Origin of the sequence: Rhodohalobacter sp. SW132 (genome assembly GCF_003390325.1) — a bacterium.
In the GTDB taxonomy this organism is placed as follows: domain Bacteria; phylum Bacteroidota; class Rhodothermia; order Balneolales; family Balneolaceae; genus SW132.
In genome coordinates this window covers 329,247-341,004 of sequence record NZ_QUOK01000001.1, presented here as the reverse complement: position 1 = coordinate 341,004, position 11,758 = coordinate 329,247, and the positions used below count along the sequence as shown (strand labels likewise).

The window sequence follows — 11,758 nt, the reverse complement described above, 5'->3', positions numbered from 1 at the left end:
TTATGAAAGGAATCATTTTAGCAGGCGGAAGCGGAACCCGGTTGTATCCGGTTACAAAAGGGATTTCTAAACAGTTGATGCCTGTTTACGATAAACCGATGATCTATTACCCGCTATCGGTATTAATGCTGGCGGGTATACGTGATATTCTGATTATTACAACGCCTGAGGATTCGGCTTCTTTTCAGCGATTACTGGGAGATGGCTCCTGCTGGGGAGTTCATCTCAGCTATAAAGTACAGCCATCGCCCGATGGTTTGGCTCAAGCCTTCATCATAGGCGAAGATTTTATAGGCAATGAAGATGTCTGTTTAGTGCTGGGTGACAATATTTTTTATGGGCAAGGATTCTCTTCTAAACTGAAAGAAAGTGTAAAAACCCTGAACGGAGCCACTGTTTTTGGCTATCAGGTACAAGACCCCGGACGGTTTGGTGTGGTAGAAATTGACGAAAGCAGTAAATCAATATCCATTGAAGAAAAACCGGAGAATCCAAAAAGTAACCTCGCGGTAACCGGGCTCTATATGTACGATAATCAGGTAATTGAAATCGCCAAAAATGTGGAGCCTTCTGATCGGGGAGAGCTTGAGATTACTTCGGTAAACAATGCGTACCTCGACATGGGTTTGCTTAGAGTACAGATTTTAGGCCGGGGATATGCCTGGCTGGATACAGGTACGCATGAGGCGATGCTGGAGGCAGCACAGTTTGTTCAGATCATCGAAAACAGGCAGGGTATGAAAATAGCCTGTCCGGAGGAGATCTCCTGGCGAAATGGGTGGATCTCGGACGACGAGCTAATGCAATCAGCAAAAGAATTCAAAAAAAGCGGATATGGGAAATACCTGGAGAATTTATTAATCAAGGAGGTGGTCCATGAGTTTGGTTAAAATCATCAATCTCCCAAAAATGGAAGACCCACGTGGTAATCTCACGTTCTTCGAAGATGTAAACCAGATTCCATTTGAAATAGAGCGGGTATTCTGGACCTATGACGTTCCCGGGGGAGAAACACGCGGCGGGCATGCGTATTACAATCAGCAAGAATTTATTGTTGCACTGAGCGGAAGTTTTGATGTGGTGGTAACTCATCCTAACGGTAGAAAAGAAAAATTTCACCTTAACCGATCCTATTATGGCCTATTTGTGCCGGCTAAAAATTGGAGGCACCTGGAGAATTTTTCTACCAACTCTCTGTCGCTTCACGCATCAGATCATATCTATTCAGAAGAGGATTACATAAGAAATTTTGAAACCTATCAGGGGCTATATGTTTGATGTGATATCCAAAACCAAATCAAAAATTGAAGAAGCAAAAAACACTTCTGTATATGACTGTACACTTCTCGACTTGCCTAAATTGAAAACTCAAGGGGGGCATATAACTCCTATCAATAATGGAGGAGGGATTATTCCCTTTGAAATTAAACGAGTGTATTACCTGTACGACATTCCCGGTGGAGAAGGAAGAGGGGCCCATGCTCATAAAGAGTTAGAACAGCTTTTTGTGGCGGTAAGCGGCAGCTTTGAAATAAAAGTGGATGATGGTACTACCAAAAGAACCTACAGTTTGTCGCAGCCCTATTACGGCTTGTATTTGCCGCCGGGTTTATGGCGTGAACTGGATAATTTTTCTTCCGGGGCAACTTGTTTGGTGTTGGCTTCGTCTTTGTATGATGAATATGATTATATCAGAAAAAAAGATGGGTATTTAAAATTCAAAGAAATTAATTAGTAAGTGAGGTATTAGATATGAAATTCGAGGGTAGAAATGTATTCATTAGTGATAAAGCCAAAATAGGTAAAAATGTAAAAATTGGGGATAATTCTTCCATTTATGATAATGCTCATATAGGTGATAACTCTATCGTTGCAGATGGTTGTGCAATTGGAGAGCCAATAAATGATTACTACACAAATGAGGAATATGTAAACGCTACAACTTTTATCGGCGAAGGAGCATTGATAAGAAGTAAAAGCATAATTTATTGTGGGTGTAAAATAGGAAAAAATCTCTCTACAGGACATAGAGTAACAATAAGGGAAGAATCAGTAATTGGTGATAACTGTAGAATAGGAACTTTATGTGATTTACAAGGAAAACTGGAAATAGGGAATTATACATGGCTTCATAGCAACGTACATATTGGACAGGAATCAAAAATCGGAAATTATGTATTCATATATCCTTACGTTGTTTTTACAAATGATCCAACCCCGCCCTCAGATTTATGTATGGGACCCACTGTGGATGATTATACTCAGATAGCAGTCTACTCAGTGTTACTACCAGATATTAAAATTGGAAAACATTGTTTGATAGGTGCTGGAAGTTTAGTTGGCAAGGATATTGGTGATTACAAATTGGCAATTGGTAGTCCAGCAAAAATTGTCAAAGATGTACGAGAAATTAAATCAAGAGAAGATGAAAATAGTCACTATCCATGGCCTTATAATTTTGAAAGAGGCATGCCATGGGAAGGAATTGGTTATGATAAATGGAAGAACCATGATTAAATTTTTGGATCTAAAAAATATTAATGAGCCATATGGAAAAGATATAGAAAATGCTATTAAAAGAGTTGTCAAGTCTGGCTGGTACATCTTGGGAAAAGAAGTAGGTGCGTTTGAGAGGGAATATGCAGACTACATCGGCGTGGGGCATACGGTAGGAGTGGGAAACGGACTGGATGCGTTGCGCATTATCTTGCAGGCCTATATGGTGATGGGAGAGATGGAAGAGGGAGATGAAGTGATTGTTCCCTCCAACACCTTTATTGCCTCAATTATGGCTATTACGGAAAACCGGTTAAAACCAGTACTGGTTGAACCCGATATTGAAACCTATAACATTGATCCCAACCAGATAGAGAAGAAGATTACTGGTAAGACAAAGGCTATTATGATTGTGCATCTGTACGGCCAAAATGCCCATTCCCAAAAAATCGGTAAATTATGTGGGAAATATGACCTAAAGCTCGTTGAGGATGCAGCCCAGGCTCATGGGGCATATCATGAAGAAAAACGAATTGGTAGTTTGGGTGATGCAGCAGCGTTTAGTTTCTATCCGGGAAAAAACCTGGGAGGAATGGGTGATGGTGGAGCGATCTGCACCAACAATTTTCAGTTTGCCGAATGTTGTCGGGCACTGAGTAATTATGGCGGTGAGACGAAGTACAAGTATAAGTACAAAGGTTTTAACAGTCGCTTGGATGAAATTCAGGCTGCCATACTCCGCATTAAACTGAAAGGGTTGGATGCAGATAATAGGAAGCGCAAAGAGGTTGCGAATTTTTACTTGCAAAATATTTCAAATCCTGAAGTGCAACTCCCGAAATGTAAAGATGAAGCTTCCCATGTATGGCATTTATTCGTGGTGCGGGTTAAAAACAGAGATGAGTTCATAAGACATTTGAAAGAGGAGGGTGTGGAGGCTTCCATCCACTATCCCATTGCACCTAATGAACAGGAGGGATACCCGGAGTTGCATAAATGTGATCTTCCCATCACAAATCAGATGCACAAAGAAGTTGTGAGTCTGCCTATCAGCCCGGTTTTGGATGAAAAACAGCTTCAAAAAGTGGTTAAAGCAGTGGGCAGTTATCAAACCGTGGAGGTGAAGGTATGACACAACAAGCAATGGTGGCTGCGAAAGCAAAGAGTATATTTGATGAACCGGTAGAAGAACGTATGAAGGTTTACAGAAAACGTTATTGCAAGGTGTTAGATAGGCTGAAAAATAAATCTGTGATTACCGTAGGCTTTCAGGTCATTCATAGAGCTGTTTGGAAGTACAATCGACTTTATCAGCTCATGGAGCAGGATCCGTTTTTTGAGCCGGTGGTATTTGTGTGTCCTTATTTGCGGGAAGGTAGTGAATATATGCTGGAGGAAATGAATGTTACCTTCGAAGAAATACAGTCGAAAGGATACAAGGCCATTAAAACCTATGATGAAGAGAATGACCGTTGGATAGACATCAAGAGTTCGCTGAATCCTGACATCGTTTTTTATTCCGTCCCCTTTGATTACACAAGGGACGAATATCGACTGCATCATTATACTGAATCACTCTCTTGCTACGTCCCTTACTTTTTTACCACCAATGGAAAAGAAGAGAAAAATTATGATGGTCCGTTTCACAACCTGGTATGGCGTAATTTTTATGAGACGGAAGTTCATAAGCAGTATGCTCAAATGTATGCCCGAAATGGAGGGGATAACGTAGTGGTAAGCGGGTATCCCCCACTGGATGATTTTTTGTATCCATCAGATAACGATGATTCTGATCCCTGGCCTTTAAAGGATCATAAACGAATAATATGGGCGCCGCATCACACGATTGAAGGGCAGGGACAGGACCTCGACTACTCTACGTTCAAACAATATTATGAAGTATTTCAGGATATTGCACTGGAGTATTCAGATCGTATTCAAATAGCATTTAAACCTCATCCAATGCTAAAAGAAAAGCTCTATAAGGATGAAGAATGGGGTAAGGAAAGAACAAATGCATATTATGATTTTTGGAAGAAATTGGAAAATGGTTTGCTGGAACAGTCCGGTTATACCCGCTTGTTTTTGACCTCCGATGCTCTGATTCACGATTGCTCTTCGTTTATGGTTGAGTATTTGTCAACATCAAAGCCACCTCTCTATTTATTGCGTGATGAAAACGTATCTGGCCGGCTCCACGAGTTTGGTAAAAAGGCTTTTGAACAACACTATCATGCCCATCGATCATCAGAAATAATTCAATTTATCGATGATCAGATTTTAAATAAACAGGATGTTATGCAAGCACAGCGACATCAGTTTGTAGCAGAGTATTTAAAAGATAATGATGGTTTTACAGCATCCGAAAATATAATTAAATACATAAAGTCTGCGATCAGAGCGGGAGGCAAATAAAGGTTAGAATCAAAGATATAATCCCAGCTATTCAGGTTGAAGACAGCTTGAACAGCAATCTTCTTGAAAAACTGATGCGAAAATTTGAGATCAATAAAAAGTTGTACACCGGTTACGACGATGAGCTTTCGAAACCGGCAACAAAAGTAAGAATTAGGTAAAGAAATATATAGCCAATTAGCGGTTAGCTTTTGTCTTCTGGCATATATCCAAAAAGATGTACGGTTCTACAATACAGCTTTAAAAATTGGGGATCTGATCGATATGGAACTGCCCCAAATCAATTTTTAATATCATGAAGAGATTGGAGAATGTACTTTTACTTGCAACTGCCCACAATATTACGAAAGCATACCTGTATAGATTACACAGGTTAGGGTTGAGACCATCGAAGGTATTACTTTTGAGATGGCAGAACAGTAGCTATTCAAATAAAATTGAAGAATTAACTACATCTGAATTCTCCAGGATTGCTTCTGCAATCAATTCTGCTTTAAAAGCAAAAAGTTTGTTTACCGGAGATCTGACCCTTTCCACTGAAGACACTCTCAATTCTATAGGATGGGAATACGACACGTTAACCATCGATAATATTAATGGTGAGATCCTCATTACGTTTCTGGAGAACACGTCAGAACAATACATTATTTTTTGTGGCGGGGGGATACTCAGAAAAGATGTTCTGAATTGTGGAAAACGCTTTATTCACATCCATCCTGGAGAAGTTCCAAATGTTAAAGGGGCAGATGGGTTTCTGTGGAGTACATTAGTGCACGACATAATTGGAATGAGTGCCTTTTTTATGAATGAAGGAATTGATACAGGTGACATCATCGATACCAGAAGCCACTTGTTACCAAGTTTTGAAGTTGACTTTCGAGAAATGGGTTTAAAGGCTGCAAAGAAACTTCTTATCAACTATGTGGATCCACACTTTCGGGCTGAAATACTGGGCTCATTGTTCCATAATATCCCCGACCCGGCTTACTGGAAGACAACCCGGCAACAGCATTCAGAAGGTAAAACGTATTATTTCATGCATGATGCTTTATTACCGCAAGCCATAAACAAATTCAATCAACATTAAACCAAATTAGTGGATTAAAAGAGCCTGCTTAGCACATCTAACCAGGCTTCTTTTGATAAAATTTCAATAAGATTTTATAAATGATATGAATGTTTTGATAAATGGGCTTTTGTGGTCAGGTTCAAGTGCTGTTACGGACCTTTTAAAAGAATATGAAGGGACCGGTTTTGTTCCCGGAGAGTTCGATGAATTTAGAAGGCCGGGACTGGTTGGAGATCATTTGGAAAAAAGGATTAGCAAATACTACCCGTCAAAAATTGAAACGCTGCTTGGGAATAGTTTAAAAGAAATTAAAAATTTAAACAGTCGCATCAGTGATATTGATAAACATACGTTGAAACAATCTTTATCACGGCTTCAGGCATTGACCCAGTTATATAGAAGTTTAAAAAAAGGTGACCATCAGCATAATTTGCAAGAAGCAAAATTGTGGATTGATACTATTCGGTCGATATATGGAGGAAATGCGAAATGGGTAGTTTTTGATCAGCCTCTTCTTCTTGGACAACACTTTAAGGTTTGGCCTGAAGTATTTAGTCCGTATAAGATGATTATAGTTTACAGATCTCCAAAAGATCAAATGGCAGAGATTATTAGGCAGGGACATTTATTTAAACATATGAGGTCTGCGACAGCTGATATTTACGGAGGGGACAGGATGGGTGCTGTAAAATTTCAAATAGATACACTGAAAGCCCGAATTAATTGGGCAGACAAGATATTGGAAGCACATGGCCCGGAAAAAGTTATTCATATTGGGTTTGAGAAGCTCGTTAACCATTATGAAGAGATAAAGAGAAAAATTGAAAACTTTCTAAATGTGAAGAGTGAATCACATACTGCATCGCTTCGGTATTTTGATCCGGGGATTTCTGTTAAGAACATTGGTATTTATCAATCTATTCTAAATCGTGATGAGATAGACCTGCTTAATGAATTGCAGAATTGGTACGATAATAAAGAGGTAAAAAATCCAATTTATGAATAAGGCACGGGGCAAAATGCAGGTTTTTATATTTGGTGCAGCACGTACACAAAGTTCGCTTTATTCAGATCATTCTCAGCCTATTCTGGAGAGGCTGGTTCGCGGACATAAAGTTTTGGACTGGACTCTTTATGGTTTAAGTGAAGCCGGAATTGCATACGACCAGATCTCATTTGTTGGGGGGTATCAGATCGAGAAAATTATACGGGAGTATCCACAAATACATTATGCGATTAATCCCAGGTGGGAGAGTACCCATGTGTTGGGATCACTCAGGTATGCGATGGAAAACTGGCAGGGAGGGGATCTGATGTTTATGTATGCGGATACAGTCTTTCGCCCATCTGTTTTTCAAGAACTTCTGCAGAATCAGTCACCGGTTTTAATCGGAGTGGATAAAAACTGGAGGGAAAGGCTTACATCACCTGAGCTGCAATACCGTGCCGAGAAAGTAATCTCTTCAAACGGAACAGCTGAAAAGGTAGGCCGGCAAAACATATCACCTGAAGCGGCAAATGCACAGTTTTCGGGGTTGATGTATTTGAAAGAGCATGTTGTCCGGGATTTGTATGAAATATTTGTAGGCCAGAAACAATCGGGATTGAATGACCAGGGAAGCCTGACCGATTTGTTGATCTATTTAAAGGATAAAAATAAATTCGAGCTCACTTTATTTGATCACAGTGGAGACTGGGCCGAACTGGATTCTCATGAAGATCTTGCCCATTTCATATTTGGTACCAAAGCAGAGACGTTAGAGCGAATTCGACCGTTTGTGAAAAAATCTGTGGTTACCGACCAGATTCATTTTCCATTAAAATATTGGGAGCACAACTCAGAAACCATTATTAAAGATATACAACATCGGTTTCAGGGACATGAATTAATCGTTAGAAGCAGTTCTCTGGAAGAAGATTCATGGGATTCATCCCAAGCCGGGGCTTTTCTTAGTGTTGCAGGAGTTTCGGCTGGGGAGCCAAAGATGTTAGATTCAGCCGTGGAAGAAGTGATAAGCGGCTTTCGATCCAATGGTTCCGGAACGTATAATCCTGAGAATCAGGTATTGGTACAACCATTTATTACAGATGTTGAAATGAGCGGAGTGGCTTTCACCAGACATTTGGAAAATGGGACCCCCTATATTCTGATCAATTATGATGATCAATCAAACAGAACAGATACGGTGACATCAGGGAGCACAGGAGATTCCCGATCTATATTGATCTATAAAAATGGACAAAAGCGCCCCAATGATTTACGACTGCAAAAAATAACGGAGGCCGTTGAGGAGTTGGAATCTATAACCGGCTATTCCTCGCTCGATATTGAATTCGTACTTAGTACCTCCGGTGTGCTGTATGTTGTTCAGGTACGGCCCATCACCACTCACACCGGGCTAAGAGAGGTGCAAGATTTTCATAGCAGGGTAGAGGAAGCCAAAAGAAAGATTAAATCGCGATGTAAACCATATCCTCATATCTATGGTGAGAATACACTTTTGGCGGATATGCCTGATTGGAATCCGGCTGAAATGATTGGAGTGCGCCCAAAGCCTTTAGATATTTCGTTATACCAATATTTGATTACCGATTCTGCGTGGCGAGTTGCCCGGGGCAAAATGGGATATCACGATCCGGCCCCGGAAAAACTCATGTTTAGCATTGGCGGGCATCCATATATTGATGTTAGGAATAGTTTCAATAATCTAATTCCTAAAGATCTTTCACCCGAGCTTTCCGAAAAACTTATAAATCATTACGTCCAAAGGCTGAAAGAGAATCCACATCTTCATGATAAGATCGAGTTTGATATTGCCATTACATGCTTTAGCCCGGATATCGATCACCACCTTCAAAGGCTTATTGATGCAGGATTTACGAACGAAGAGATCAATGAACTCAAATCTGGTTTGCATCAGCTAACAGAGCAGGCTGTAGTTGGGGATACTCTATCGGTGGATGAACTCATTAAAGAGACCGAAAAATTAAATCCGCGAAGAGAAAAGTTACTCCAACAGAATTATGAGATCGATGAGATCCCGTCAATTATTAATATTCTGATTGATGATTGCATAAACTTTGGAACCATTCCATTTTCCATTATGGCACGATATGGGTTTATAGCATCCTCTATGATGAAAGGATTGGTTGCTAAAGGCGCCATAACAAAAACAGAGAAAGATCAGTATTTAAATACAATTGAGACTGTTGCCGGAGAACTGGTAGAAAAGATGGATCTTGTTCTGGCGGGCAAATTATCGCGAGAAGATTTTTTGAATGAATTTGGCCATCTGCGTCCGGGAAGTTACGATATCACAACATTTAGTTATAGGGAAAAGCCGGAATATTATTTTCCGTTGGAATCTTCGCAAAGAGCAACAAATCAGCCAGCAATCAAGAGTATAGAGGCCTCATCAACGTTATTTTCTGAAAAAACAATGGCCAGGATAGAGCAGGAAATTGAAACGATGGAAATGAAGTTTAGTGCCCCTCAATTATTGGAATTCATTCGCAAGGCTACAGCGGCAAGGGAATACGCTAAATTCCAATTCACCAAAAACCTGGACGCCGTGCTCACATTGATTACAGAATGGGGATTTCATCATGGTTTTACTAGGCAGGATATGTCGTACTTATTTGTAGAAGATATTTTACGGCTGAATACACAAACTATTGCACGGGAACCGGTTCTATACATAAAACAAAAAGTGCAGGATGGAAGAACCTGGCACGAAGATTCGAATAAAATTGAGACCCCTCAAATCATTTTATCACCCGATGATCTGGATATAATTGAACATAATTCAGCAGAGCCTAATTATGTAAGTACTAAATCGGTGACATCTGCTATTTGTAAACTATCAGAGATTTCTTCTAAAGAAGAACTTGTTGGTAAAATTGTGCTTACAGAAGGTGCAGATCCGGGTTATGATTGGATATTCTTGCACCCTATAAAAGGGTTGATTACCAAATATGGTGGTGCTGCGTCTCACATGACGATTCGCTGTGCTGAATTTGGACTGCCTGCAGCTATTGGATGTGGAGAAGAACTTTTTGATAGGCTGCAAAAGGCAGAAAAGGTAGAATTGAATTGTGCCAATAAACAAATACGTGTATTGGGATGAAACGAATTGGTATAACGCAGCGGGTTGTATATGAAGAAAAGGTAAATGAACGACGAGATGTCCTGGACCAAAGTTGGTATGCATTTGCATCCAAGATTGGTATCCAGCTCTATCCAATACCCAATGCAATATCAAGCCCAATTGATTATACAGATCACTTGCAATTAGACGGGGTCATTTTTTCAGGTGGCAACAACGTCTCGGAAAATAAAAGTGATGATCTCGATTTGTTAATGAAAGAAGATGTTGCCATAGAAAGAGATAAAACCGAAACCGAGTTACTTCAATGGGCTGTTACCAACCAGAAACCGGTGATCGGAATTTGCCGGGGAATGCAATTAATATGCACCTTTTTTGGTGGAAAGCTTTCCGATGTTGAGCCGGGAATACATGTAGCGAAAGAGCATGAGGTTTCTTTTTTAGAACAACACTTTTCCAATATTTTCGGCGATAAAAGATCCTGCAATTCTTATCATCGTAAAGGAATCTTGATTGATGACCTGCCTGAAGAGATAGTGGTTGCCGGCCGTTACAAGGATGAAGCTGAAGCTGTTCGTCACAATTCACATCCAATTTTTGGTATGATGTGGCATCCCGAACGATATACTTCATTCAGAGAAGAAGACATTTTTTTATTTTCAAAAATTTTTAATGCCAGTCAGAAAACATGAGTTCAGCAAAAGCAATAATTCTCGCAGCAGGACAAGGAACACGACTCCGCCCACTTACTGATGATGTCCCCAAATGCATGGTTAAAGTAAATGGAAAACCAATGCTTGAATGGCAAATTGAAACCTTAAACTCTTATGGCATTGTAGATATTACAGTAGTGGCCGGGTATAAAGAAGAGAAGATTCAGGATCCGAGAATAAAAAAAGTAATAAATATTGATTTTGATTCAACAAATATGGTCTACAGCCTCATGTGTGCAGAAAAGGAATTTAATAGAGAAGTTATAGTTGCATACGGAGATATTATCTATTCGAAAAAAGTGCTGAAAAAAGTATTAGACAGCAAAGAAGATATCGTTTTGGCCTCAGATGAACTCTGGGAGCAATATTGGAATAAGCGTTGTGGAGATCCGCTGTCAGATGCAGAGACATTTGTCACGGGGCCGAATAACCAGGTAAAGAGTCTTGGTCAAAAAGCGAATTCCACGAAAGAAATAGATGGGCAATTTACAGGGTTGATGAAATTCTCGGCCAAAGGGTGTGATATCATGAAGAAAGCATACTACAGTTGTAAAGATGATTCGGCCTGCATAGCTGACACCTGGAATTCCGGACGCGAACTCAAAAATACGTACATGACCGACCTGCTTAATTTTCTATCTCAAACCTCTAAGGTCACGTATGTTTCGATTCAAAGAGGATGGTTTGAGGTTGATAACATAAAAGATCTGAAAATAGCCTCTGAAGTTAATTTTGAGTAAAAGGGTAGTGTGGGATATTGGAACCTATAAAAAGGGGAAGTTTCATTCAGAACACATTGTTCAAACAAAGCTAAATTCAATCAACCTGGATATAATTATTCCGAAAACAATATCAATCATCATTTCTCATTTTTTGCCGCGGATGTGATTATTGAGGACTGATCTGTCAATTTAAGTCCATAGATCAAAATAAATTCGAGGAGATTTAATGCAAGTTTC

Annotated in this window: 11 protein-coding genes; all 11 read left to right on the top strand. The window is 39.8% G+C overall.

Annotated elements, in window-relative coordinates; all coding sequences use genetic code 11:
- The first annotated feature begins 2 nt into the window (after nucleotides 1–2).
- The 11 genes from rfbA (at nucleotide 3) to DYD21_RS01410 (ending at nucleotide 11,539) form a co-directional block, all read left to right on the top strand.
- Nucleotides 3–890: a glucose-1-phosphate thymidylyltransferase RfbA gene (rfbA, locus tag DYD21_RS01460; protein ID WP_116031178.1), complete on the top strand. Its 888-nt coding sequence runs from the start codon at nucleotides 3–5 to the stop codon at nucleotides 888–890.
- The gene (locus tag DYD21_RS01455) at nucleotides 877–1,278 is read left to right on the top strand and encodes an FdtA/QdtA family cupin domain-containing protein (RefSeq protein ID WP_116031175.1); all 402 of its coding nucleotides are present in this window, start codon (nucleotides 877–879) and stop codon (nucleotides 1,276–1,278) included. Before rfbA ends, DYD21_RS01455 begins: the two co-directional genes overlap by 14 nt.
- The gene (locus tag DYD21_RS01450) at nucleotides 1,271–1,735 is read left to right on the top strand and encodes an FdtA/QdtA family cupin domain-containing protein (RefSeq protein ID WP_116031173.1); all 465 of its coding nucleotides are present in this window, start codon (nucleotides 1,271–1,273) and stop codon (nucleotides 1,733–1,735) included. The genes DYD21_RS01455 and DYD21_RS01450 overlap by 8 nt, the downstream gene beginning before the upstream one ends.
- A gap of 17 nt (nucleotides 1,736–1,752) precedes the next feature.
- Nucleotides 1,753–2,517, top strand: a complete 765-nt coding sequence (locus tag DYD21_RS01445) for an acyltransferase (protein ID WP_116031170.1) — start codon at nucleotides 1,753–1,755, stop codon at nucleotides 2,515–2,517.
- Nucleotides 2,510–3,628 carry a DegT/DnrJ/EryC1/StrS aminotransferase family protein gene (locus tag DYD21_RS01440; RefSeq protein WP_116031168.1) on the top strand — a complete coding sequence of 373 codons (1,119 nt, stop codon included), beginning with the start codon at nucleotides 2,510–2,512 and terminating at the stop codon, nucleotides 3,626–3,628. Before DYD21_RS01445 ends, DYD21_RS01440 begins: the two co-directional genes overlap by 8 nt.
- Nucleotides 3,625–4,911, top strand: coding sequence for a CDP-glycerol glycerophosphotransferase family protein (locus tag DYD21_RS01435; RefSeq protein WP_116031165.1), 1,287 nt, complete (start codon nucleotides 3,625–3,627; stop codon nucleotides 4,909–4,911). Before DYD21_RS01440 ends, DYD21_RS01435 begins: the two co-directional genes overlap by 4 nt.
- Before the next feature lie 295 nt (nucleotides 4,912–5,206).
- Nucleotides 5,207–5,998, top strand: coding sequence for a hypothetical protein (locus DYD21_RS01430; RefSeq protein WP_116031162.1), 792 nt, complete (start codon nucleotides 5,207–5,209; stop codon nucleotides 5,996–5,998).
- An 85-nt stretch (nucleotides 5,999–6,083) separates the two neighbouring features.
- Complete coding sequence (locus DYD21_RS01425; protein WP_116031160.1) at nucleotides 6,084–6,986, top strand: hypothetical protein; 903 nt, start codon at nucleotides 6,084–6,086, stop codon at nucleotides 6,984–6,986.
- Nucleotides 6,979–10,107 (top strand): PEP-utilizing enzyme, encoded by a 3,129-nt coding sequence (locus DYD21_RS01420; protein ID WP_116031157.1) that lies wholly within the window; start codon nucleotides 6,979–6,981, stop codon nucleotides 10,105–10,107. Before DYD21_RS01425 ends, DYD21_RS01420 begins: the two co-directional genes overlap by 8 nt.
- Nucleotides 10,104–10,778, top strand: coding sequence for a gamma-glutamyl-gamma-aminobutyrate hydrolase family protein (locus DYD21_RS01415; RefSeq protein WP_116031155.1), 675 nt, complete (start codon nucleotides 10,104–10,106; stop codon nucleotides 10,776–10,778). The genes DYD21_RS01420 and DYD21_RS01415 overlap by 4 nt, the downstream gene beginning before the upstream one ends.
- Nucleotides 10,775–11,539, top strand: a complete 765-nt coding sequence (locus DYD21_RS01410; RefSeq protein WP_116031152.1) for an NTP transferase domain-containing protein — start codon at nucleotides 10,775–10,777, stop codon at nucleotides 11,537–11,539. Before DYD21_RS01415 ends, DYD21_RS01410 begins: the two co-directional genes overlap by 4 nt.
- Nucleotides 11,540–11,758 lie beyond the last annotated feature (219 nt).

What these genes read in the sequence shown, in the direction of transcription:
- DYD21_RS01435 (WP_116031165.1), top strand. Translation starts at nt 3,625, where the DNA reads ATGACACAACAAGCAATGGTGGCTGCGAAAGCAAAGAGTATATTTGAT.
- DYD21_RS01420 (WP_116031157.1), top strand. Translation starts at nt 6,979, where the DNA reads ATGAATAAGGCACGGGGCAAAATGCAGGTTTTTATATTTGGTGCAGCA.
- rfbA (WP_116031178.1), top strand. Translation starts at nt 3, where the DNA reads ATGAAAGGAATCATTTTAGCAGGCGGAAGCGGAACCCGGTTGTATCCG.
- DYD21_RS01450 (WP_116031173.1), top strand. Translation starts at nt 1,271, where the DNA reads ATGTTTGATGTGATATCCAAAACCAAATCAAAAATTGAAGAAGCAAAA.
- DYD21_RS01425 (WP_116031160.1), top strand. Translation starts at nt 6,084, where the DNA reads ATGAATGTTTTGATAAATGGGCTTTTGTGGTCAGGTTCAAGTGCTGTT.
- DYD21_RS01455 (WP_116031175.1), top strand. Translation starts at nt 877, where the DNA reads ATGAGTTTGGTTAAAATCATCAATCTCCCAAAAATGGAAGACCCACGT.
- DYD21_RS01410 (WP_116031152.1), top strand. Translation starts at nt 10,775, where the DNA reads ATGAGTTCAGCAAAAGCAATAATTCTCGCAGCAGGACAAGGAACACGA.
- DYD21_RS01430 (WP_116031162.1), top strand. Translation starts at nt 5,207, where the DNA reads ATGAAGAGATTGGAGAATGTACTTTTACTTGCAACTGCCCACAATATT.
- DYD21_RS01445 (WP_116031170.1), top strand. Translation starts at nt 1,753, where the DNA reads ATGAAATTCGAGGGTAGAAATGTATTCATTAGTGATAAAGCCAAAATA.
- DYD21_RS01415 (WP_116031155.1), top strand. Translation starts at nt 10,104, where the DNA reads ATGAAACGAATTGGTATAACGCAGCGGGTTGTATATGAAGAAAAGGTA.
- DYD21_RS01440 (WP_116031168.1), top strand. Translation starts at nt 2,510, where the DNA reads ATGATTAAATTTTTGGATCTAAAAAATATTAATGAGCCATATGGAAAA.